Genomic DNA, 21780 nt, shown 5'->3' on the forward strand with positions numbered 1-21780 from the left:
ACAAATAAACTCATATCCATGTTACGTATGGAAAACTGACTCGGTTCAGTTAGGGGAAATATATGTTTGATATCAATTATGCTGAATGGGCTAATATGTTGGTTCGTTGGCTGCATATCACAGCGGGGATCGCTTGGATCGGATCTTCGTTCTATTTCGTTTTTGCAGATGCAAGTCTTGAACCTGATGAAAATCTACCGAAAAAAGCACATGGTGAAACCTGGCAGGTACATGGTGGTGGTTTCTATCACATTGTAAAGTATCTGGTGGCACCGGATCGTATGCCTGAACGGCTTCATTGGTTTAAATTTGAAGCCTATTTTACCTGGATTTCCGGTTTTGGTATGTTGGCCGTGGTTTATTATTGGGGCGCGGAAGCTTTTTTAATTGATAAAGAAGTCATGGATTTAACGGCTCCGCAAGCCATCTTCTTAAGTATTGTTGGCTTGATTGCTGGTTGGGTTGGTTATGACAGTCTTTGCCGTTCCAAACTTGGAGATAATCTTGGACTGTTATTAGTCTTGGTATTTGCCTTTGCCATTTTTGCTGCTTGGGTTTTTGGTGAGATATTTTCTGGTCGTGCCGCTTTCATCCATGCAGGCGCTTTGATTGGTTCAATAATGGTAGGTAACGTATTCTTCATCATTATTCCGAACCAAAAGAAGGTTGTGAAGATGTTGATGAATGGTGAGACACCGGATGCTTATTACGGTAAGGTAGCCAAGCAACGCTCCATGCATAACAGCTATCTAACCATGCCAGTCTTGCTGACTATGATTTCAAATCATTATGCGTTTCTTTACGGTGGTGAATATGCTTGGATAGTATTTGCCTTTATACTCGTGATTGGGGCCTTGATCCGTCACTATTATATCACTGGGCATCAAGGTGTAACGGCATGGTGGCGCACATGGCTTTATCCTGCAGCAGGTGCTCTAACTGTAGTGTTGGTTATGTGGTTGTCCTATAGTCCTGTGCAGCAAGTTGCAGATGGTGGTGAAGAAATTGATGTGAAACAGGCTTTTACTATCGTGAAGACGCATTGTTCCAGTTGTCATTCTTCCTTACCAATTCATGAAGATTGGGACGAAGCGCCAATCGGTGTTGTTTTAGACGATTTAAAGCAAATGCGTGCGATGGGGAACAAAATTTATTCCCAAGCTGTTGCAGGAACAAATATGCCACTTGGCAATGAAACAGGCATGACAAAAGAAGATCGCGAATTACTTGGTCGATGGATTAAGGCTGGTTTGCCCGGTTTGGAAGATTAGACAATCTTAACTTGATATGAAGAGCCTCTGTATTCAGAGGCTTTTTCTTTTCAGGCTTTCTTTTTTATTATTAGACCCGTTATACTCCGATAAATTTTTTTGGGGTTCCTGTGTTAGATTTCCTACTTCAGCGTAAAGTAATTGTTCGGCTTATAGCCTTATTCATCGCCATGATATTGCTGGTGATGGTATATGGTGTTGCGCGTCAAATTTATTGGACCTCAGAATTTAATCGAGCTTCAGATCGTACTGCTTTATATACATCTACCCTAATTTCCGCGCTGGAACGATACCAGCATTTACCGCATATTTTGGCCCGTGATCATCATGTGATAGCAGGATTGCAGCAAGGTGGTGCGCAAGTCTTGAATTTACGTTTGGAGAGCTTTGCCAAACAAGCGCAGGTCGATGCGCTTTACATCATGAATACCGAAGGATTGACGATTGCCTCTTCCAATTGGCGAGAAAGTCCAACATTCCTTGGCAAAAATTATGGCTTTCGACCTTATTTCAAGGCGGCTCTAGAAGGTGGGAGAGGGGAGTTTTTTGCGATTGGTGTTACGACAGGGACACCGGGTTATTTTGTAGGGGAACCTATCCGTGATCTGGAAGGGGTGATGTTAGGTGTGATGGCCATGAAAGTGGATTTGAGCCCCCTAACTAAATCTTGGGCAGAGGGTGGCGAAAAGCTTTTCGTTGCCAACGATGATGGGATTGTTGTGCTTTCGTCAGATGAAAGTTGGAACTATCGATCCATTCAACCGCTGACATCTGAAGCAAAAGAGGTTATCCGCGCAGAGAAACAATTTGTTGGGAAAGCACTAGATCCTCTTGATGTTCAAATGTTGGGAGATCACGAATTGACTTTGGGGCAGGTGGAATATTTACACCAAATTTCAGATATCCCCTATTTGCGTTGGCAGTTGCATTATTTAGCAGATAAAAACCTTGTCATTCAAGGAAGTCAGACGGCAACTATGATTGCTTTTATCTTCTTAAGCATTTTATTGGCTGTGTATTTGGTGTTGCGTTCTGAACGAATAAAAAGAGAGCTACGTGCATCCGAAGAAGATAGTCGGTCCTTGCGGGCCTTAAACTATAAGTTAGAACAACAGATTGAAGAACGCCAACGCGCGGAAACCCGTTTGGACCGGGCACAGGCAGAATTGCGTAAGACGAGTAAAATGGCTGCTTTAGGGCAGTTAGCGGCATCCGTCTCACATGAGCTGGGACAGCCTATATCAGCGATGCAAAACTATCTTGCTTGGGCAGATTTACCAGACAGTAAAATGGATGAAGAAACCCGCGACGTTATGCAACGATTAAAGCGGGTTGTCGGGCGAATGGGGGAAATTACTAAACAGTTGAAATTTTTTGCGAGACCCGGTGGAAATAGTTTGCAAGATGTAGCCTTACAGGATGTGATTTCCGGTGTGAAGGAAATCATGTCTGCAGATATCCATACAGCCGATGTAGAATTAACTGTCGATGTACCAGAAGAACAAGTAAAAGTGCGTGGGGATCGATTACGCCTTGAACAAGTTTTGATTAACCTCATACGAAACAGTATTGATGCGATGCGTGAAAATGGTGGGCAGTCAATCGATATCACCTTAACGCATGAAGGCGAACTTGCTATGATAAATGTGCTAGATCGTGGCCCAGGTCTTCCCGAAGAGCTAGCAGACCAACTTTTTGAATCCTTTGTAACAACCAAGGCTTCTGGCGAAGGTATGGGGTTAGGACTTGCCATTTCTGCTTCAATCGTGGAAGACCATGGTGGGGAACTTAAGGCGCGCAGCAGAAAGACGGGCGGTGCCGAGTTCTCCATGCGTATTCCAGTGTTATTAGAAGACCAAAAGTAAGAGGTTTAGATATCCAGATGGCGGAAGAAAAATATAAAGTTGCTGTTGTGGATGATGACCGTGAAATGCGGGAATCTCTTGAACATTTTTTGGGCAAGGCAGGCTTTGATGTAGATGTTTTTCCTACAGCCCGACTGGTGTTAGATGGTCTATCAAATACCTTACCGGATGTTTTAGTAACCGATATGCGTATGCCGGGCATGAGTGGCTTTGAATTGCTGGATGAAATTAAAAAGCGCAATGTTGATCTGCCTGTTGTTTTAATTTCGGCTCATGGTGATGTGCCAATGGCGGTAGAAGCTATGCAGAAAGGGGCTTATACATTCCTTGAAAAACCTTTTGATCCTGCACGTCTTGCAAGAGTGTTGCAACATGGAGCGGAAGCACATCGTCTTTCAATTGAAAATTCCAATCTTCGTCAAAAAGTTTCTCAACTTTCCGGCTTGGATCATGTTCTTTTAGGCGATAGTGAATTGATGCATGAATTGAAAGATGACATCCGGAATGTTGCAGATACCGAAGCAACAATTATGGTATTAGGCGAAACAGGTACAGGTAAGGAAGTTGTCGCTAGATCTATTCATGATCTTAGTCCTCGTGTTTCAGGTCCCTTTGTGGCCGTGAATTGTGCAGCCATTCCTGAAAACTTGTTTGAAGCAAGTATGTTTGGTCATGTTGAGGGTGCCTTTACAGGAGCAACATCCGCCTCAAAAGGATATTTTGCATCTGCCAATGGTGGAACATTGTTTTTGGACGAGCTAGGAGCTTGCCCATTAGATCAACAGGCAAAGTTGTTACGTGCATTGGAAAACCGGGAAGTTATGCCCGTAGGGTCTACAAAGGCTGAAAAAATAGATATTCGGGTTGTTTCAGCAACCAACGAAAACCTGGAAGAGGCAGTACAGGAAGGTCGTTTCCGTGAAGATTTGTTTTATCGATTAAATACATTGATTTTGGAATTACCGCCACTTCGTACAATCAAAGAAGATATCGTTTTAATCTTCACACATTTCTTAACAGAATATGCTGCGACTTATGGGACAATGGTACCTACGTTAACCGCAGACGATGTTGCGACATTACAGGGGCATGATTGGCCTGGAAATGTGCGTGAATTGCGTCAGGTAGCTGAGCGTCGTGTGCTCGCTAATCGTCGCGGTAAGGGAACGGTGGCAGAAGCTCTATCATTTTCCTCAGCACAACCTGATGAGCCAGAAACACTTAGGGATGCAATGAATGCGTTTGAACGTCAGTTAATTGTGAAAGCCATGGAAAACCATTCCGGGGATATGGAAACTGTCGCATCCGCTTTAAGTATTGGGCGTAGAACGCTGAATGAAAAACTAGTCAAATACGATATCAATCGAACTGATTATCTATAAATATTCTAGCTGCTTGCAGAAATCTGCAAGGTGGAATCGAGATCGCTTGCGGATTTCCGCAAGGGCATTGCAGTATTAATTGCGATTATTTCTCTAAAGATGAAATTTATATTTGTTAAATAATTGAAATATAATGGTTAATTTGCATTATTAAGAAATATTGCGCTGCACAATAAAAGTTGGCATTCATTATGCCTATACTGTCATGGTTCTGTGATCAGCAATATGTTGAGAACAGATTGATAGGGGAGATCGGATAATAGTTTAGACCGATCCAGTTGAACAAAATAGGGACTTCAAAATGCTAAACAAAAAGTTGAAAGTTTTGACATTGGCAGCAGCGACATTTGCTTTCAGTGCAGAAGCAATGGCAACAGAGTGGAACGTATCTTTATGGGGTAAACGTCGCGCGTTTACAGAACATGTTGAAAAATTGGCTGAATTGGTTTCTGCGAAAACCAATGGCGAGTTCACATTGAATATTTCTTATGGTGGTTTATCCAAAAACAAAGAAAATTTGGATGGTATTTCCATCGGTGCATTTGAAATGGCACAATTCTGTGCTGGTTATCATCGTGATAAAAACCCAACAATTACAGTTATGGAACTTCCTTTCCTTGGTGTACAAAATTTAGATCAAGAAGCTGAAATTGCAAAAGCAGTTTATGCACATCCTGCTGTTAAGAAAGACTTAGCACGCTGGAATGCAACAATCTTGATGCCGACACCAATGCCACAATACAACTTGGCAGGTGTAGGTGCCGCACCAAGCACATTAGCTGATTTTGAAGGTATGCGTGTTCGTGCGACTGGCGGTGTTGGTAAAGCGATGAAAGCTGTTGGCGGTGTGCCGACATCTATGACTGCGACAGAAGTTTATAACGCCCTTGAATCTGGTGTTGTAACTGGTGTTGCTTTCGCGCCCCACGCGCATATGGCGTTCCGTACAGTTGATATCGCTGAATGGTGGACAACAAACTTGAACCCAGGCACAGTGAACTGCCCGGTTGTTGCAAATACAGATGCCTTGGAAGCTTTATCTGATGAGCATCGCGAAGCTTTGATGTCTTCTTTGGACGAAGCTGTGACACATTATATTGCCAACTATAACGGCAAGACAATGGATGCATGGGGTCCAAAATTGGACGAAAAAGGTATCGCACGTGTTACATTCACAGATGCTGAACTTGCAAAATTCAAAGAAACTGTTGCTGGTCCAGCAAAAGATGCTTGGATCAAAGACATGTCTGCAAAAGGCATTCCTGCACAGGAATTATATGACCTTGTAGCTGGCATGGTTGCGAAGTAAGACTTCCAGCACTTTGGGAGGTCGCATTAGATCACGGCGACCTCCCTTTTTTATTTCTTTAAAGTTTTTATGAGAGGGGAACTCTCATGGCGGGAACGTCAATGGTGCATGAGGATAGCTCTACCCTTAGTAAGCTAGACCGCACATTATTTAATATCGAAAGCAAATTAGCCTTAGCAGGTGGTTTGGTTATTCTAGCCTTAATGTTGTTGGCTGTAGCGCAAATTATCGGACGTAAGCTATTCAACCTTCCTGTACCGGGTTTTATCGATTGGGTTGAACAAGCTATGGCAGTTTTTGCCTTTTTAGGGGTGGCTTATTGTCATCGTCTAGGCGGCCATATTCGCATGGATATCCTTGTGGGACGTTTGAAGGGGCGTGCATTATGGGGGGCTGAACTTGTCTCTACCCTTGTGATGTTATTCCTGACCATGGCACTGACTTACGGCTCTTGGTTACACTTTATGCGCGCCTTTACCAATGGGGATAGTTCTATTGATATTGCGCTGCCTTTATGGCCTGCAAAGTTTATGGTGCCATTGGCTTTATCTATTTTGTCATTACGTTTGGTCATTCATACATGGGGATATATCCGCGCGGTTATTTCAGGCGAAGATGAACCAATCGCCGTACCATTGATCGAAGATGCAGCAACACAAGCTGCACATGAAGCAGAATCTGTTTCAGGTGCAAATGTGGATGAAGAAGAGGGGAAAGCATAATGGACGCTTTTGAAATTGGTCTATGGCTTTCAGGCCTTCTCGTAGTCTTGGTATTAGTCGGTGTGCGTGTTGCCTTTGCAGCTGCTTTTATCGGATTTATGGGGCTAGTTGCGATTTTTGCCCAAAAATACGGTATTGAAAAAGGGTTCCTAATTGCCATGAAAATGGCAGGCACCATTCCGCATTCTAAAGCGACTACTTATGCTTTAAGTTTGATTCCAACCTTTATTTTGATCGGTTATCTCGCATATTACGCAGGCTTAACCCGTGCTTTGTTTGAAGCTGCAAAACGTTGGGTTGGCTGGTTGCCAGGTGGCCTTGGTGTTGCAACAGTATTTGCGACAGCTGGTTTTGCAGCTGTATCAGGTGCGTCTGTGGCAACTTCCGCTGTCTTTGCCCGTATCGCAATTCCGGAAATGTTAAAGCTTGGCTATGATAAACGCTTTGCTGCTGGTGTGGTTGCTGCAGGTGGTACCTTGGCAAGTTTGATCCCGCCATCAGCGATTCTGGTGATCTATGCGATTATTGTTGAGCAATCTGTTGGACAGCTTTTGTTAGCTGGTTTTTTGCCGGGTGTTGTTTCTGCGCTGATCTATGGTGGTTTGGTCGTCTTTATGGCGAAGACCCGTAAGGATTTAGGGCCACCGGTAACTGGCTTTACTTGGGGCGAACGCTTTAGTTCTTTACCTGGTGCCATGCCGATCTTTGCCGTGGTCGCGATTATTATCTTCTGTATCTATGGTGGATGGGGAACCCCTACTGAGGCTGGAGCTTTAGGCGCATTTGTTGTTCTTGTGATGGCTTTATTCAAAGGCATGAAATGGGGCGATTTACGTGGTGCTTTGCTTGAATCCGCAAAGCTGACGGTTATGATTTTTACCATTATTTGGGGCGTATTGCTTTATGTGCGCTTCTTAGGCTTTGCTGACCTTCCGGGGGCATTCGCGGAATGGATTTCAGCATTGGATCAACCACCTATCGTGACTTTGTTAATGATCCTGGCTGCCTATGCTGTATTGGGTATGTTTATGGATGCGATTGGGATGTTGTTATTAACCTTGCCAGTTGTTTTCCCTGCCGTTGTTGCTCTTGGTTATGATCCGATCTGGTTTGGTATCATTGTGGTGAAAATGGCAGAGCTATGTCTAATTACACCGCCAATTGGTCTCAACTGTTTTGTTGTGGCCGGGGTCCGGCCAGACATATCGGTTCAGGATGTATTCCGTGGGGCATCGCCATTCTTTATCGCCGATGTCATTACGGTGGCTGTGTTAATTGCCTTCCCACAAATTGTATTGTGGTTACCAAATTTGGTGTTAGGAAATTAAGCACAGATTAATTACTTAAAAGAAAAGCCCGAGAGAATATTTCTCTCGGGCTTTTTTGTTTAATTTTCTAGTTTATGAAAATGGTCATCAAATTTCGATGTATCCACAAAATGAAGAGGTTCTAATCTATCCAGATTTAATAGATATTCCTTATGCTCCTGCATAACCTTTTCACGATCTTCCTGACTGATATAGGGAATATGCCAGCCAATGAATGGTGGCAAAACATCAAAACCGACATAGCCTAATGAGCCACGCAACAGTGGTTTTAACATATCTTCCAAATTGCCATGGATACTGTCATCCCCATCAAACATATGCGTTTGTCCACCAAGGGTCAGATTGACCAAAGCTTTTTTGCCTTTCATCCCGGCTTTGTCATAAATACGTAAGCCACCATAACAGAGACCAGATACAAAGACGCGATCAATCCAACCTTTCATGATCGCGGGCATGGAGAACCAGAATAGTGGGAAGTTGAGGACTAACAAATCACACCATTGTAATTTCTCAATCTCTGCCTGAATGTCAGGGGCTAAGCTCTCAGATTTGAAACCATTACGTTGTTCCAATGCATATACCAGATAATCTTCGTTTTTAGGTGCGCTGAAGTCTTCGCTGGAAGCCACAGGGTTCCAATTCATCTCATAAAGATCCGACACTTTAACTTCATGCCCGGCGGCTTCAAATGTTTCTATCGTTTGCCGTGCCATGGCTGCGTTAAAGGATTGCGGTTCCGGATGGGCGCATACCATAAAGACTTTCATTGTGACTACCCCGTCGTAAATTCTTTAGTATTAATTGGCTCAACTTTATGTGAATTGACTTAAACGAGCTAGCTTTTAATCTGCGCTAAAGTGATATTTTTATAGGGGCTTAGTCGCATGTTACGTCATCTGTCATTCTTGTTGGTTATTGTTGCTTCAATTGCATCCTCATCAGCTCGGACGGAACCTGTAAAGTTAAAAGCAGATGAGATTTTTTCCCTTTTGAATGGTCAAAAGATAAAAGGGGAATGGAATGGTATGTCTTATACCCAGCATTTCTATACCAATGGTGTAACTATTTATATTTCGGGCGATCAAAATGGTACCCGATCTGAACATGGGAAATGGCAAGTAAATAAATATAAAGATGCGTATGAGAGCTCTTGGGGAAGCCCACGTTGGTCTGCATATGATGTGATGCGTGATGGGGATAAATATTACTGGTCAGATATTGTTGGCACCTTACGTGAATTCCGTGTGATCGGTGACTAACACTTTGCAATTAAGATCATTTCCTTCATAGTGATGCCGAAATATAACATATCATGGGGAAGGGAATAAGCTTGAATTTACAAGAAAAGAGCGATGCGGAAATCCTAGCGATTGTTGATCCGATGATGGGCAATATTGTGTCCTCATCTATTAATTTTGACTATGAGGCACATATTAGAGACTTTAGTGACCGGATCAAAACTCACGTTTCCAAAGAAGGCTTTCAGAAGGTTTGCGAAGAATGTCAGTCTGAGCTCGGTCTGTTTGAGGGGCGTGATCTTGTTCGTATCTTCCGTCGACCAGATTCAATCGCTGTCATTTGGGCTCAAAAATTCAGTAAATGTAATGGTGAATATGTAGCTGAGATGGTTGTTAAAGAAGAAAACGACACGATCAAAATTGATCATGTCTATTTTTTCTAAAATATGTTTCTGAAATGATACTTTAAATATGGGCATGGCCTGCACATATTGGTTCTAATGTTGAAACAATACGAATAGTTAAGTGAGATGTAAATGACTCAAGATAATAATTACGAACCACCAAAGGTATGGAAATGGGATGCTGCAAGTGGTGGTGAATGGGCGAGCATCAATCGTCCGATTTCTGGTGCAACCCATGCAGCCGACTTACAACAGGGCGAGCATAACCTGCAACTACATTCTTTAGGCACGCCAAATGGTCAAAAAGTAACCATTATGCTGGAAGAATTATTGGAAGCTGGTGTGAAAGAAGCTGAATATGATGCCTATCTGATCAATATTGGTGAAGGCGCACAGTTCTCCTCTGGCTTTGTGGAATTAAATCCAAACTCAAAAATTCCGGTTCTTTATGATGTAGAAGTGGGACAGCGCGTTTTCGAAACAAGTTCTATTTTGCATTATTTAGCGGAAAAATTTGGTAAGTTTTTGCCAACTGACCCTGCTAAACGGGCAGAGGTGATGAACTGGTTATTCTGGTCACATGGTTCCGCGCCGTTTGTTGGTGGTGGTTTTGGTCATTTCTATTTCTATGCACCAGAGAAAATCGAATATGCAATTGACCGTTACACCATGGAAACCAAACGCCTTTTGGATGTTTTAGACAAGCAGTTGGCGAATAATAAATATATTGCAGGTGATGAATATACGATTGCTGATATGGGCGCATGGCCTTGGTATGGCAATCTTGTTTTACATAATTCCTATGAGGCGTCTGAATTCTTGCAGGTAGATGATTATAAAAATGTTCAACGCTGGGCGAAAGAAATTTTAGCCCGCCCAGCCGTTCAACGTGGACGTATCGTTAATAAGTCCGGTGACGGTAACTTGCCAGAACGTCATGATGCTTCGGATTTTGATAATCTGTAATTATCTAAGATAGTTATGAATTTAAAAGCCTCGCATTCCTGCGGGGCTTTTTGTTTAGAGATTAGCTTTATCGTGCAGGATATAGCTTAGGTTTTCTTCGGTAAGTCTGATTAGTTGTTTTGTATTCAGATCACGAGCAATAAGTGCCATTGTACTGGTTCCATAGATAAAAATCATAATGGTTCGGGCTGTTTCTTCAGGAGAAAGAGCGAGGGTGATTTTTTCTTGTTCTGCGGCCTCCTTGAGAATGGAAGTTAATCCATCTAGAATTTCGCCTTCAGATTTTTCGATGATTTTTGCAATATTTTTATTTCTTGTGCCTTCAGCAAAAATCTCTGTAGAGAGAATATTATCTGGTCGATGACAGGCTTCTTTGATCATTTCGGCGATGAATTCAAATAGAGATTTCTTGAAGTTTTTTGATACGCGTAAAACTTCGAAATAGGCGTTTACTTCGCGCTGTTCCTGTTCCGCAATAGCCTGAATTATTTCATCTTTTCCTTTGAAATAATGATATAGCGCCCCGGGGCTGGTTTTTGCGGCTTTACAAATTTCCGCCATCCCGGTTTGGTGAAAACCATGTTTTCTAAAACATCCAATTGCAGCTTTTAAGATGGCACGAGTTTTGGCTTCGCGCTTCTTTGGATCAACGGTTCTCATATAAAAATCTCCTATGTTCAGTTGACATTAACATGAGTCGATCTAAATATAAATAGAACGTTCATTCTATTAATGAGGATTTTGAACAATGGATCTTGAGAATGCTTTATATGAGTATGGTTATTTGCTGGAATATGCAGATATCTTTTCCTTATTCGTGATTATCTTAATGTTTGCGGAAATTGGATGGGATGTTTTTAAGAAAACGGGCAGGGGGTGGAAAGAAACAGCTGCAAATTTTGCCATTGCGCTTGGAAATATTGCGATTGATCGCATTACCTATGGTTTGGTGTTCATCATCGGATTGGTTCTAATTGCGCCTTACGCATTTTTTGAAATCCCTGTGAATATATGGAGTTGGATTACCGCAATTATTGTGGCGGATTTTACTTATTATTGGATGCATCGGTTTGAGCATGAAATCAGGGTTTTGTGGACCTATCATAGTGTTCATCATTCTTCGCATGAATTTAACTTGTCCACGGGCCTCCGTTTGGCGTGGTGGGAGAGTTTTGTTGAATGGATGTTCTTTATCCCAATGGTCTTGGTCGGATTTGATCTTATCCAAGTTCTTGTCGGTGTGGTTTTTGTCGTTACCTATCAAGGCTGGATACATACGGAAAAGATAGGCAAGTTAGGTTGGCTAGAAGGTATTCTTAATACCCCGTCAGTTCATCGTGTTCATCATGGGACGAATAGAGATTACATTGATAAGAATTACGGGGGAATATTGATTATCTGGGACCGTTTATTTGGTACCTATCAGGTTGAAAAGGAAAAGGTAAAATACGGAGTGTTGCCACAAATAGGAACATCCAACCCAATCAAGATTAATTTTTACGAATTAGGAAAGTTATTCAAAGATGTATGGAGAGCAAAAACGTGGCGTGAAAGGTTACGTATTCTGATTAATCCTCCGGGATGGATGTCTTAAGTTTTCGTAACTATTTGCATAATGATGATAAATATATTTATTTTCAGGGTTGAGTTTGTTCATAAGAAAAACTATCTCCTGTTGTGAGTTCGGATGTATTTGTTCAAATATACATAATACTGACAAATGTATTCTTTAATCACTTATATATCGGGGGAAATAATGAAGATTAAGTTACTTATCAGTTCAATGATCTACGTTTTCTTGTTTTTGTCAGGGGGGGCTGCCTTTGCTAGCGAAAATGTGGACCATTGCGATAAGCAAGATTTTGTAAATCGTATTTCAGCTTATGAACATTGTTTGGTATTGGATACCTATCAATCACCGAATTTTTCTTCTGAACCTACCTTGATTGTATTTGTACATGGTGATTATCTAAAAAACCGTGGAGGGCGATCTTTAAAGGGGATGCGCAGTGTGTTGCCTAAGGTCGATCAAGCAAATGCGGTTCTAGTCGCATTGACACGTCCCGGCTATCAGAATGAAAAAGAACAATCCAGCGGAAATCATTACTATTATGAAGGTGATGCCTATCGTGACCATACAGTGCGTGCTGTATCTCATGCCATTTTGAAATTAAAAGATCATTATCAATCGAGTAAACTGGTTGTTATTGGCCATTCTGGCGGGGCCAGTATTTTGGGGTTAGGTATGGGGATCGTTGATGGTTTTGCACCGGATACTGCCATCTTAATTGGTGGTAACTTTTATGTGGAAGATTGGGCAAAACATATGAATATCAATGCGTGGTATCAGGGTCGTGGCCTCTCACCACATCAACATATTGACAGTGTTAATCCAAATACAAAAATCATTGCTGTTACCGGTGCAAATGATGATGTCGCATTGCCTGTTTATGGAGAGAAATATGTAGCTGAATTACAAAAACTTGGCAAAAACGCATCTTTCCAATCGATCGCGGGCTATGGTCATAATGATATTTTACGGAACCGTGACATGTGGAATAGCTTCAATGACGATATATTTGCCCCATAATAAGGTTAATAAATATATCGGCTTAACATATGTATGCTCATAAAGCAGAAACCGATAAGCACAGATAGCATCACCAAGAGTAAGGTATATCGGTGAAAAGCAGTTTCAACCGGTGACTTGATAGATCGTATATCCTGAAACAGATTTGAAAAACTTTCGGATATTTTAACGATTTTTTTACGTTCAAGAGATTGCAGAAGATGATAGACAAATATCACATAGCCGAAGATAGTCGTTGTAATGGTGGATATGATGATTAACCACGGCGCTATGCCATAAAGCCGATCAGGTGAATATTCACAAAAAACAATAATGGTAAGAAGTATAAAAACGCCCATGGCAAGGGCTTTCCACTGACTAGCCTTTTGAAAACGAATGGATAATGCGGATTCATTATACATCATTAATAATTCTGCATGGGTACGCTCATCTAACTCGCTTGGTATCAGTTCAACGTCATCATCTTTTTCTTCATCACGTTCAAATGCTTCAGACATATTAAGACTTCCCCTTGTTTCATATCTATAAACTCTAATATGAATTGTGAAAATCGTCTAATGGTTAATAAAATGATTTTCAAAGTATCGATTTTGGAAATTGTCTATTAAGATTAAATATAGATAGATTTGAAGAGAGTAAAAATGGACAAGGCTATTGAAACTAAATGGGCAAGTTATTCAGATGAAGTCAGAGAAAAACTGCTTGGTTTAAGAGCTTTGGTCTTTGAAGTGGCTAAAGAGGAAGAACTTGGCCAAGTTCAGGAAAGCTTGAAATGGGGAGAGGCCAGTTACACTGTGGAAGGTGGTAGTCCTTTCCGGTTTGACTGGAAGGAAAAAACACCCGATTTCGTATTCATGTATGTGATTTGTAATTCCCGTTTGGCTGAAACTTATCGTGAATTATACGGATCAAAATTGAACGTAGATGGCAAACGTGCAATTGCATTACCTATGAGTGATGCATTGCCGGTGCGGATATTGAAAGACTGCATTTCAATGGCAATGAAGTATCATAAAATTAAACATTTGCCTCTTTTAGGTAGATGAACAGGTCGTCTATTGCGGTAAACTCACTTGCCATTTACTGTTTCCATGAAACTCAGGCGTTTGTTCTCTGCCAAGATATGCTGCTTCCCGACTAACATTTGATTTGAGAAATGAAATTAACTCAGCGGAACTAATGGATTTATTTTTGTTTGCATCGGCCTCACCTGATATGCCGCGCATTAAGTAATAGCTAAATATCCCATGTTTTACAGGTTTTAAGCCGCTAGCGATCTCTGTATCGGAAGAGGCGGTAAAGATACTAAAATTATCAGGTGTCTTAAGCGAAGGAGAAGAAATGTAGATAGGGCGAGCGTCCTCTAGGAGTTGTTCACCAGTACCGCGAGAAAGACCACTATAACATGTATCTAGAAAGATACTTACACTTCTTGCTCCTGTTCGAGAAAGGTTACCTATTAGGTCTTCCATATTTATTGCTGTATCTTCTAATAGCTCTGGCGCAACATCATAAGGTAAAATATACGCATTTTCTCCGTTAGGGGAGCCTAATCCATGTCCTGCATAAAAGAGAACGATATCTGTCTTTCCTTTTGTGACCATCCTTTTTAATTTACTTTTCAAAGCGAGTTTGATTTCCGTACGGGTCGCATGGTCATTGAGAAGGAGGATTTTGTTAATATCAGCAGCACCCATGATGCTTCCTGCCAAATCATAAAAAAGTTTTGCGTCATTGTTGGCATAAGTTGCCGACGTAATGTTTTTATAGTTTTCGATCCCTATTATGATTGCAACTATGTCTCTTTCGTTTGATCTTATTTTTGGTAAGGAAATAGGCGGTAAGTCATTTCTGATCGCAACATCTGAACCGTAACTACGTTCAACTGGGATAAATTTACTGGAACTATTTCCCCACTCATCAAGGGCGACAATTTCTATACTTGATTTTCCTACCGGAATGTAACGAGTGAGGTTGAATTTATTTTTGGTATCGAATTCGATTGGTTGTCCATCAACAAAAGCGGCGGCAATGAGACTGTCATCTTTGAATGTGCCGGATAGCTTAACTGTATCATCGCCTTCTGATATATCTTTCTCAACTAAAATAACAGGACCGTTCTGATCTTTACTACTCTTTTTAAGTGTGATTTGGGATGTGTATTTCTTAAGTTCTTGGGATGCGTTTTGATCTCCAGATTTTGCTGCAGAAATAAGATATTCAAGTCCTTTAGCATAACTTTGTTCGACATGTTTCCCTGCGAAATATAAGTCGGATAAATTCCTCATTGAGATCGTGAGACCTTGCTCTGCTGCTTGTTGATACAGTTTAATTGCAAGATCAGTATTTTTATCGAAGTTTTTTTCTCCAATCTTTGATGCCAATTCATTGTCCAGCAACAAAGCGGCATAGTTATTAAGGCTTTCTAAATGATTTTGGTTTGCTGCGCGTTTGTACCAATTTGCAGCTGCAATTAAGTCATATTCAACAAGTTCACCGTAGAAATATGCTTTACCTAATTCATATTGTGCATGGGCATATCCAGACTTTGCTGCAAGATAAAGCCATCCCGCAGCAAGTGTTCGGTTTGTTGGCGTTCCTTTTCCGCGCATATGAAGTAGATATAGATTGTACTGCGCAAGGCTGTGACCTGATTTGGAAAAGCTTCTTGTAATACGGAATGCTTTTTCGAAGTTTTGGTTATCATAGGCTTCGATGCTAACGGAAAAATCGCTATCTATCTTAGTTAATGGATCAATATGAAACTCCTCTTTATTAAGAGCTACAATAACTTCTGGCATACTCATTAGTCGCTCTAGGCTCGCTAGGCTTTCATCTCCTTTTAAGGAGCGGGTATACCATTTTGCAGCTTCTACAGGATCAGGTTCAAGTGTGTCAGAACCTTTCTCATAGATATTACCTAACCAATAGGCAGCATTCTTGGACCAAGTTAAATCATTACTTACGGCAACTTCCTTATATAGAATAACAGCCCGTTTTTCGTCTTTTTTGACTCCCATGCCTTTGAAAAGCATGTCAGCAACCGCAAATTTGGCGCTGACATCATCTTCTATTATTTTTGAATATAGACGATAAGCTTTACTATAATCGCCTCTCTCTTGAGCATCACTGGCTTCTACATAAATTGTATTTTGGGCAAAGTTCGAAATGTTCTCAACGGTTTGACATGCAGATATAAGCCCACAAATAACAACAAAAGTAAGTAATTTTGATTTACTGAACGCCATTTGATTTCATCCCCCAATATGCAAGACTTTAGGCAGAGAGAAGGGGGAATGTAAAGATTCTAGTTGCACGTATGGCGATAATTTCTGAATTAAGAAATTGTTGTCTTAGATATAGGGGAATGGGTAGTGATCAGAGTAGGGTCGACACGAGTAAACAATGGAATGTCTTGCCTTCACTCATAAAAAGTATGAGAAAGTGAAGAAGTAAAGGGGAGATACTGCTTCGATTTGAGGTGGTTAGGAAGAGCTCTTTTTATTATTTATTTCCCTTCTCCCACCATGCATGCATGGCATGGAACATTTCCTCAAGATCGTGAGCACGTTGAGTTGCCGTATATTCGACGCGTGGTGGCACTTCCGGATAGATTTTGCGGTTAACTAGGCCATCTTTTTCTAGTGCACGTAACTGATTGGTTAGCATTGTTTGCGTAATCCCATCAATTTGTCGGCGTAACTCATTAAAACGCTTCATTCCCTGAAAAATCAAAATTTGAAGAATTATAAGTTTCCATTTCCCACCAATAAGCTTGGCAATATCAGGCATGGGGCATAGCTCTGTATTAGCTGTTTTATTGATGTTTTTTGGAGACATTTTTTCATTCCTTAGTATCATTTTTGATACTATATACGATAAAATTGCCTACTTGCAAAATTAAACTTGGCTTCTAATCTGTTGTTAAATTCATTGATAACAATAGGTATGAACATGACTATAAAACTTTACACGATAAGCGGAGCGCCCAGAGGATGGCGTGTTTTAATTGGGCTAACCCTGAAAGGGCTCGAATACAAAGTTCAATATTTACAAGCCTCAACAAAAGAACATAAGCAGCCGGAATTCCTAAAAATTAACCCTAGAGGTACGGTGCCTGTCATAGAGTGTGATGGGGTGATTATGAATGACTCTATCGCCATATTGGCGTGGCTCGATCGAGAATATCCAGATAAACCATTATTTGGGCAGACAAATGATGAAGCCGGAGAAATTTGGCAATTGACCATGGAATGCAGCGATTATTTACGCGATGCAATAGACACTCTTTTTCGACCTATCCTAGTTGAAAATATTACTCTCCCTAAGGCAGATAGCGAAGACATGAAAAGTCTACTTGCAGCAAGCAAGAAGGTGCAGGTTGAATGTACTTATCTAGAGAGCTTATTAGGGGCCACCCCCTTTTTTGTTGGCCATGCGCCGAGTGCCGCCGAAGCAGTTATTTTCCCTGAAATTCGACTGATCAAAAGGGCAATAGATCGTAAGCCTGAAATTATGCAGGAACTAGGGTTTGGAAACTTTAATAAGTCCTATCCGAAGCTTTCTGCATGGCGAGATCGTATCGAGGCGCTACCAAACATGGAAAAAGCAATGCCTCATCACTGGAACGAGAAATAAGGAGTTTACAATGAGTACCGAAAATTACAGCAAGAGTATTATGGTTAATGCAACTACAAATGAAGCGTATCGGGCATTAACACGCGGTTATTCGCAATGGTGGACCTCATGTGAGGGTGCATATGGCAAACTAGGAGATCGGATAACATTTAAGTTCCCACCTCAAGTTTCTTATTGGACATTTGAGGCAAGACAACTTGTTCCTGACCAATATGTAGAACTTGAATGTGTCGAAGCGCATCATATCATATTGGACAAACCTGAATCCTCAAAAACTGAATGGCTTGGAACAACTTTACGTTTTAAAATCGAAGCTATTGAAGATCAGGTAAGGGTTGAATTAACCCATGATGGATTAACGCCTCAAAAAGATTGTTATGAGGTTTGCGAGGCTGGCTGGGATCATTTTTTCCTGAATAGCTTGCAAAAATACTTAAATACAGGAACTGGCGAGCCACATAAATTTTCATAGGGGAGGCATATATGACTAATATGCTAAAAATGGTGCCGCTTACGTGACTTGAACACGTGACCCCCTCATTACGAATGAGATGCTCTACCAACTGAGCTAAAGCGGCACGACCAATTTAATTGGTTAACAGACTTCTATAATCTGTCTTCCGATTTGTAAATAACCTTTTACTGCAAACAAGATGATGGGAAATGATGCTCGTTTTGAGAGCATCATTTTGCTGATTATGATTAATTTAAGCTGCGGCTTGAAATTGATGGGCTATCTCTGCAACACGACGACCAAGCATTTTTGCTGTTTGGAGGTCTCCAGCTGTTGGTGTGACTTCAGGTGATGCGTCATCTGATTGTGCTACGGCTCCTAACATTGTGCCGGTACGATTCACTGCGTGAATATGGCCGGATTCACCGGGAGGTGACGTGTTCATTTCTGATTGACCAACCCAAATCATGCCATGTTGTGCGGCAAAGATCGTCAGAGAAATAAGGGTTGTAAGCTTATCACCACTTAGGCTTGTCGAATTTGTAAAGCCGGCTGCGATCTTGTTTTTCCACTTTTGATGAAACCAGATCTGGGAAGTTTCATCCATAAATCTTTTAAACGAAGCGGATACATTACCCAGATAAGTTGGGGAGCCAAAAATGATTGCATCAACTTTATCAAGGAGTTCAAGCTCTTTTCTTGCATCTTCTGCTTTGATCAAAATTGCAGACACACCATCGACGGATAATGCACCTTCAAAAACATGTTTTGCTTGCACTTCGGTATGACCAAAGCCGCTATGATATACAACAGCAATAGTTGTCATTTATTGTATTCTCCAAATAACAGAATTAGTTCTTTTGAGGTTAAAATATCGCTTAGTTATTGAGGGAGGCTGCAAAGTCTTCCGCAATTTTTTCTGATAAAGCTTTTCCTAGGATTTGGTGTGAATTTTCGGTTAAGTGAATGCCATCAATACCGTCTGTTGTTATTACATCGCCAGCAATAAATACATCTTCATTGCGTTTGGATGCTTCTGCTTTAAAGGCAGTGCTTAAGCTTTTTGATGGTTCTTCACCTGCGGCAAATAGACCTGATAGAGGCGTAAGTGACGTATCCCCAAGTGCGGGAGGGGTAATAACCAGAGCTTTAGGAGCTTTATAGAAACTAAAGGTTGGTTTATCTACAGAGCGTGCTAGGTCAGCTAAGTCAAAAGCAGCTTTGGCCACCAGTTCAGCTGGGCGTTCGCGACCGGCCTGCATATCATTAGTGCCAAGCATAATCACTACCAGATCAATGGGAGAGTTGCGGGCAATTGAAGCCGGCAAAGAAGTCTTACCATTGAAATCATTTCCAGATATTGCGCCAACTGCGGTTGCGGAATTTATGTCGGTTGTTCTTCCAACCATACCATCGACGATTACTTCGACAGAATGATCAGTTAGTATTCCTTGTAAGCGGTCTTCAAGAATTCCTGCCCAACGCGTTTCATCCGAATGGCGACCAGCAGGGAAACCTTCTGCTACCGGGTTCCAGCCCCAAGTGTTTGAATCTCCATAGGCAAGAATTCTGAGGTTTTCAGCATAGGCGCTGGTTGTGCTGAAAATTAAGAAAACTAAAGTTAATAATTTAGGATATGTTTTCAGGTGTATCTTTGTCTTCATCATACAGGCTTTCTTCAATCAAATATAAGGTCAAAATTTCGATGTTGATCAGTGAAAGTGTTTCATTCTGATCAAGGGTCCAATTCAGAATGTTTAAAACGATCACGATCAGACGGTTTACGATATATAATTTACAAATAACCGAAGGTGTAGTACGCACCTTTTAGTGCCTATAAGATTTATGGAAATAAGATGACTGATAGACCTGTACCAGATCCCTATAATGCAAATTGCCCTTCCAGATATGTGATTGAAGTTATCGCAAGTAAGTGGTCATTGTTACTTTTACCGGCATTAATGGACGGACCGAAAAGAAATGGACAATTGATGCGCCAAATTCAGGGGATATCGCAAAAAATGTTGACCCAAACTTTGAAAGCCCTTGAAGAGTATAATTTGGTGCAACGGTATGATTATCAAGAAGTACCGCCGAAAGTTGAATATACTCTCACAGAGCAAGGGCGCTCGCTTGTCGGAATTATTGCGGATTTGGATCAGTGGGTCATTGATCATTTTTACGAGTTAAAAAAATAAAATTTCCTGTTATTTAATACTTCCTGTTATTTAATACATCGAATCTAATGGGCTTTTAACTGATGTAATAAGGTGGAAAAGATCTCTGTTGAAGGGGGGTATGTTTTCGTTTCCGTAAGGATAAATGTCGTATTTCAATGCTAGGCAAAGAAAGTGCGTTCGCTAGCGCGATTTTTCATTGACGAAATTTATAAATTCAGTAGGTTGCGGGTGATGGTTCTCTGAAGATAAACTTCTAGGAGATTAAAAGGGAACACGGTGAGGCGTACCCATTAGGGACCAAGACCGTGGCTGCCCCCGCAACTGTAGACGGTGAGTTTTATCCATCAGTACCACTGGATGATGTTTTCCTTGGGGAGGACAATCCGGGAAGGTCGGATAAAAACCAAGACCCGTGAGCCAGGAGACCTGCCATCTGAAAAGGTCACGGGGTGTGTTTCTATATGTCTCAATCCAGTGATTTTTTTATTTTTTGACCTGACGCCGGGGTGAGCGTCTTGGACAAATGTTTTTGATTATTTCGAATTCATTGGTCTGCTTTTTAGCTCCCGAGCGTCTCCTGATCGCATGTCTAATGAGATATGCAAAGAATAAGAATTTGGAGACAGAGATGAAATCTTTATTCCTTGGTGCTGCTGCACTGGTTGCCGCGACATTTTCCGCACAAACTGCATCTGCACATTTTCAATTGGTATATACACCAGAAGTAAATCTTGAGAAAAAAGCTGATGTGCCATTGAAGCTTATTTTCTGGCATCCGTTTGAAAATGGTCATGTGATGGATATGGGCCAGCCAAACGAGTTTTATTACGTTAACAAAGGCAAGAAAACAGATCTTCTTGGTTCTTTGAAACCAATCAAGTTCAAAGGTTTGGAAAATGAAGCTGATGCTTATGAAGCTGTTGTGCCTGTGAAACGCAATGGTGACTATGTATTTGTGATTGACCCAGCACCATATTACGAAGAAAGCGAAGATATCTATATTCAACAAATTACCAAGACTTTCTTGAATAAAGGTGACCTTCCAACTGATTGGAATGAGCCTGTTGGTCTTGAAACAGAGATCGTACCTTTGAACAAGCCAACAAATGTTTTGGCTGGATCTACATTCACAGGTCAGGTTTTGGCAAATGGTAAACCAGTTGCCGGAGCTGAGATTGAGATTGAATACATGGCTGCTGAACCAAACATTGATACAAACAGCCCAAAAGAAGCAACAGCAAACCCAATGCCAGGTGGTGCAGTTGTAGCGATTTCTGATGCCAGTGGTTATTTCACATTTGGTATTCCAAAAGCTGGCTTTTGGGGCTTTGCTGCGCTAGGTTCCGGCCCGGCCACAGAACATGAAGGTAAAGAACTATCCCAAGACGCAGTGATTTGGGTACGTGCATACGACGTTAAATAATACGTCTTTG

The 21780-nt window shown here is 41.3% G+C and carries 24 protein-coding genes, 1 tRNA gene and 1 riboswitch; of the genes, 16 read left to right on the top strand and 9 right to left on the bottom strand.

Annotated elements, in window-relative coordinates:
- Positions 1–62 precede the first annotated feature (62 nt).
- The 6 genes from ACOQOA_RS02050 to ACOQOA_RS02075 all read left to right on the top strand — a co-directional run bounded on the left by ACOQOA_RS02050 (position 63) and on the right by ACOQOA_RS02075 (position 7877).
- Positions 63–1271, top strand: a complete 1209-nt coding sequence (locus tag ACOQOA_RS02050; RefSeq protein WP_420547000.1) for a urate hydroxylase PuuD — start codon at positions 63–65, stop codon at positions 1269–1271.
- A gap of 110 nt (positions 1272–1381) precedes the next feature.
- Positions 1382–3136, top strand: coding sequence for a sensor histidine kinase (locus tag ACOQOA_RS02055; protein ID WP_420547001.1), 1755 nt, complete (start codon positions 1382–1384; stop codon positions 3134–3136).
- A 17-nt stretch (positions 3137–3153) separates the two neighbouring features.
- The gene (locus tag ACOQOA_RS02060; RefSeq protein ID WP_420547002.1) at positions 3154–4518 is read left to right on the top strand and encodes a sigma-54-dependent transcriptional regulator; all 1365 of its coding nucleotides are present in this window, start codon (positions 3154–3156) and stop codon (positions 4516–4518) included.
- A gap of 301 nt (positions 4519–4819) precedes the next feature.
- Positions 4820–5827, top strand: a complete 1008-nt coding sequence (locus tag ACOQOA_RS02065; protein WP_420547003.1) for a C4-dicarboxylate TRAP transporter substrate-binding protein — start codon at positions 4820–4822, stop codon at positions 5825–5827.
- Between the two features lie 86 nt (positions 5828–5913).
- Positions 5914–6549: a TRAP transporter small permease subunit gene (locus tag ACOQOA_RS02070; RefSeq protein WP_420547004.1), complete on the top strand. Its 636-nt coding sequence runs from the start codon at positions 5914–5916 to the stop codon at positions 6547–6549.
- Positions 6549–7877, top strand: a complete 1329-nt coding sequence (locus ACOQOA_RS02075; RefSeq protein ID WP_420547005.1) for a TRAP transporter large permease — start codon at positions 6549–6551, stop codon at positions 7875–7877. The genes ACOQOA_RS02070 and ACOQOA_RS02075 overlap by 1 nt, the downstream gene beginning before the upstream one ends.
- A 59-nt stretch (positions 7878–7936) precedes the next feature.
- Here ACOQOA_RS02075 and ACOQOA_RS02080 read toward each other — a convergent pair whose 3' ends face one another.
- The gene (locus ACOQOA_RS02080) at positions 7937–8644 is read right to left on the bottom strand and encodes an NAD(P)H-dependent oxidoreductase (protein WP_420547006.1); all 708 of its coding nucleotides are present in this window, start codon (positions 8642–8644) and stop codon (positions 7937–7939) included.
- A gap of 117 nt (positions 8645–8761) precedes the next feature.
- Between ACOQOA_RS02080 and ACOQOA_RS02085 the strand changes: the two genes are divergently transcribed.
- From ACOQOA_RS02085 to yghU, 3 genes are all read left to right on the top strand, one after another.
- Positions 8762–9136 (top strand): hypothetical protein, encoded by a 375-nt coding sequence (locus tag ACOQOA_RS02085; RefSeq protein WP_420547007.1) that lies wholly within the window; start codon positions 8762–8764, stop codon positions 9134–9136.
- Between the two features lie 71 nt (positions 9137–9207).
- Entirely contained in the window at positions 9208–9558 is a 351-nt protein-coding gene (locus tag ACOQOA_RS02090) for a hypothetical protein (RefSeq protein ID WP_420547008.1), read from the top strand.
- A gap of 93 nt (positions 9559–9651) precedes the next feature.
- Positions 9652–10485 (top strand): glutathione-dependent disulfide-bond oxidoreductase, encoded by an 834-nt coding sequence (gene yghU / locus ACOQOA_RS02095; protein ID WP_420547009.1) that lies wholly within the window; start codon positions 9652–9654, stop codon positions 10483–10485.
- A gap of 54 nt (positions 10486–10539) precedes the next feature.
- Here the strand turns inward: yghU and ACOQOA_RS02100 are convergent, their stop codons facing one another.
- On the bottom strand, positions 10540–11145 hold the full coding sequence (locus ACOQOA_RS02100; RefSeq protein ID WP_420547010.1) for a TetR/AcrR family transcriptional regulator: 606 nt from the start codon (positions 11143–11145) through the stop codon (positions 10540–10542).
- 88 nt (positions 11146–11233) lie between these two features.
- Here ACOQOA_RS02100 and ACOQOA_RS02105 point away from each other — a divergent pair, with 88 nt between their 5' ends.
- Positions 11234–12079, top strand: a complete 846-nt coding sequence (locus ACOQOA_RS02105) for a sterol desaturase family protein (protein WP_420547011.1) — start codon at positions 11234–11236, stop codon at positions 12077–12079.
- Between the two features lie 162 nt (positions 12080–12241).
- Positions 12242–13075, top strand: a complete 834-nt coding sequence (locus ACOQOA_RS02110) for a prolyl oligopeptidase family serine peptidase (protein ID WP_420547012.1) — start codon at positions 12242–12244, stop codon at positions 13073–13075.
- A gap of 5 nt (positions 13076–13080) precedes the next feature.
- Here ACOQOA_RS02110 and ACOQOA_RS02115 read toward each other — a convergent pair whose 3' ends face one another.
- Complete coding sequence (locus ACOQOA_RS02115; RefSeq protein WP_420547013.1) at positions 13081–13572, bottom strand: hypothetical protein; 492 nt, start codon at positions 13570–13572, stop codon at positions 13081–13083.
- Positions 13573–13716: 144 nt separating this feature from the next.
- On the opposite strand from ACOQOA_RS02115, the gene ACOQOA_RS02120 reads away from it, so the two are divergent.
- On the top strand, positions 13717–14121 hold the full coding sequence (locus ACOQOA_RS02120; protein WP_420547014.1) for a DUF1801 domain-containing protein: 405 nt from the start codon (positions 13717–13719) through the stop codon (positions 14119–14121).
- Between the two features lie 9 nt (positions 14122–14130).
- Here ACOQOA_RS02120 and ACOQOA_RS02125 read toward each other — a convergent pair whose 3' ends face one another.
- On the bottom strand, positions 14131–16323 hold the full coding sequence (locus ACOQOA_RS02125) for a caspase family protein (protein ID WP_420547015.1): 2193 nt from the start codon (positions 16321–16323) through the stop codon (positions 14131–14133).
- Between the two features lie 256 nt (positions 16324–16579).
- Entirely contained in the window at positions 16580–16915 is a 336-nt protein-coding gene (locus ACOQOA_RS02130; RefSeq protein ID WP_420547016.1) for a winged helix-turn-helix transcriptional regulator, read from the bottom strand.
- 114 nt (positions 16916–17029) lie between these two features.
- On the opposite strand from ACOQOA_RS02130, the gene ACOQOA_RS02135 reads away from it, so the two are divergent.
- Together ACOQOA_RS02135 and ACOQOA_RS02140 are read left to right on the top strand one after the other, a co-directional pair.
- Complete coding sequence (locus tag ACOQOA_RS02135; protein WP_420547017.1) at positions 17030–17713, top strand: glutathione S-transferase family protein; 684 nt, start codon at positions 17030–17032, stop codon at positions 17711–17713.
- 10 nt (positions 17714–17723) lie between these two features.
- Positions 17724–18185 carry an SRPBCC domain-containing protein gene (locus ACOQOA_RS02140; RefSeq protein ID WP_420547018.1) on the top strand — a complete coding sequence of 154 codons (462 nt, stop codon included), beginning with the start codon at positions 17724–17726 and terminating at the stop codon, positions 18183–18185.
- Positions 18186–18215: 30 nt separating this feature from the next.
- Here the strand turns inward: ACOQOA_RS02140 and ACOQOA_RS02145 are convergent.
- The 4 genes from ACOQOA_RS02145 to ACOQOA_RS02160 form a co-directional block, all read right to left on the bottom strand.
- Positions 18216–18291, bottom strand: a tRNA-Thr gene (locus ACOQOA_RS02145).
- A gap of 129 nt (positions 18292–18420) precedes the next feature.
- On the bottom strand, positions 18421–18993 hold the full coding sequence (locus tag ACOQOA_RS02150) for a flavodoxin family protein (RefSeq protein ID WP_420547019.1): 573 nt from the start codon (positions 18991–18993) through the stop codon (positions 18421–18423).
- A 52-nt stretch (positions 18994–19045) separates the two neighbouring features.
- Positions 19046–19834 (bottom strand): GDSL-type esterase/lipase family protein, encoded by a 789-nt coding sequence (locus tag ACOQOA_RS02155; RefSeq protein ID WP_420547020.1) that lies wholly within the window; start codon positions 19832–19834, stop codon positions 19046–19048.
- Positions 19797–19991 carry a hypothetical protein gene (locus ACOQOA_RS02160; protein WP_420547021.1) on the bottom strand — a complete coding sequence of 65 codons (195 nt, stop codon included), beginning with the start codon at positions 19989–19991 and terminating at the stop codon, positions 19797–19799. The genes ACOQOA_RS02155 and ACOQOA_RS02160 overlap by 38 nt, the downstream gene beginning before the upstream one ends.
- A gap of 32 nt (positions 19992–20023) precedes the next feature.
- On the opposite strand from ACOQOA_RS02160, the gene ACOQOA_RS02165 reads away from it, so the two are divergent.
- Both ACOQOA_RS02165 and ACOQOA_RS02170 read left to right on the top strand, forming a co-directional pair.
- Positions 20024–20365 carry a winged helix-turn-helix transcriptional regulator gene (locus ACOQOA_RS02165; RefSeq protein WP_420547022.1) on the top strand — a complete coding sequence of 114 codons (342 nt, stop codon included), beginning with the start codon at positions 20024–20026 and terminating at the stop codon, positions 20363–20365.
- Positions 20366–20562: 197 nt separating this feature from the next.
- Positions 20563–20796: riboswitch (cobalamin riboswitch) on the top strand.
- 179 nt (positions 20797–20975) lie between these two features.
- The gene (locus tag ACOQOA_RS02170; protein ID WP_420547023.1) at positions 20976–21770 is read left to right on the top strand and encodes a DUF4198 domain-containing protein; all 795 of its coding nucleotides are present in this window, start codon (positions 20976–20978) and stop codon (positions 21768–21770) included.
- Positions 21771–21780 lie beyond the last annotated feature (10 nt).

The sequence above is a fragment of the Curvivirga sp. genome, from assembly GCF_965219885.1.
In the GTDB taxonomy this organism is placed as follows: domain Bacteria; phylum Pseudomonadota; class Alphaproteobacteria; order UBA8366; family Aestuariispiraceae; genus Curvivirga.

Bases quoted from the DNA above. Each gene is read 5' to 3' on its own strand.
- ACOQOA_RS02125 (WP_420547015.1), bottom strand. From the start codon at position 16,323: ATGGCGTTCAGTAAATCAAAATTACTTACTTTTGTTGTTATTTGTGGG.
- yghU (WP_420547009.1), top strand. From the start codon at position 9,652: ATGACTCAAGATAATAATTACGAACCACCAAAGGTATGGAAATGGGAT.
- ACOQOA_RS02105 (WP_420547011.1), top strand. From the start codon at position 11,234: ATGGATCTTGAGAATGCTTTATATGAGTATGGTTATTTGCTGGAATAT.
- ACOQOA_RS02170 (WP_420547023.1), top strand. From the start codon at position 20,976: ATGAAATCTTTATTCCTTGGTGCTGCTGCACTGGTTGCCGCGACATTT.
- ACOQOA_RS02115 (WP_420547013.1), bottom strand. From the start codon at position 13,572: ATGTCTGAAGCATTTGAACGTGATGAAGAAAAAGATGATGACGTTGAA.
- ACOQOA_RS02050 (WP_420547000.1), top strand. From the start codon at position 63: ATGTTTGATATCAATTATGCTGAATGGGCTAATATGTTGGTTCGTTGG.
- ACOQOA_RS02080 (WP_420547006.1), bottom strand. From the start codon at position 8,644: ATGAAAGTCTTTATGGTATGCGCCCATCCGGAACCGCAATCCTTTAAC.
- ACOQOA_RS02075 (WP_420547005.1), top strand. From the start codon at position 6,549: ATGGACGCTTTTGAAATTGGTCTATGGCTTTCAGGCCTTCTCGTAGTC.
- ACOQOA_RS02140 (WP_420547018.1), top strand. From the start codon at position 17,724: ATGAGTACCGAAAATTACAGCAAGAGTATTATGGTTAATGCAACTACA.
- ACOQOA_RS02110 (WP_420547012.1), top strand. From the start codon at position 12,242: ATGAAGATTAAGTTACTTATCAGTTCAATGATCTACGTTTTCTTGTTT.
- ACOQOA_RS02065 (WP_420547003.1), top strand. From the start codon at position 4,820: ATGCTAAACAAAAAGTTGAAAGTTTTGACATTGGCAGCAGCGACATTT.
- ACOQOA_RS02150 (WP_420547019.1), bottom strand. From the start codon at position 18,993: ATGACAACTATTGCTGTTGTATATCATAGCGGCTTTGGTCATACCGAA.
- ACOQOA_RS02155 (WP_420547020.1), bottom strand. From the start codon at position 19,834: ATGATGAAGACAAAGATACACCTGAAAACATATCCTAAATTATTAACT.
- ACOQOA_RS02130 (WP_420547016.1), bottom strand. From the start codon at position 16,915: ATGTCTCCAAAAAACATCAATAAAACAGCTAATACAGAGCTATGCCCC.
- ACOQOA_RS02070 (WP_420547004.1), top strand. From the start codon at position 5,914: ATGGCGGGAACGTCAATGGTGCATGAGGATAGCTCTACCCTTAGTAAG.
- ACOQOA_RS02085 (WP_420547007.1), top strand. From the start codon at position 8,762: ATGTTACGTCATCTGTCATTCTTGTTGGTTATTGTTGCTTCAATTGCA.
- ACOQOA_RS02165 (WP_420547022.1), top strand. From the start codon at position 20,024: ATGACTGATAGACCTGTACCAGATCCCTATAATGCAAATTGCCCTTCC.
- ACOQOA_RS02100 (WP_420547010.1), bottom strand. From the start codon at position 11,145: ATGAGAACCGTTGATCCAAAGAAGCGCGAAGCCAAAACTCGTGCCATC.
- ACOQOA_RS02135 (WP_420547017.1), top strand. From the start codon at position 17,030: ATGACTATAAAACTTTACACGATAAGCGGAGCGCCCAGAGGATGGCGT.
- ACOQOA_RS02120 (WP_420547014.1), top strand. From the start codon at position 13,717: ATGGACAAGGCTATTGAAACTAAATGGGCAAGTTATTCAGATGAAGTC.
- ACOQOA_RS02060 (WP_420547002.1), top strand. From the start codon at position 3,154: ATGGCGGAAGAAAAATATAAAGTTGCTGTTGTGGATGATGACCGTGAA.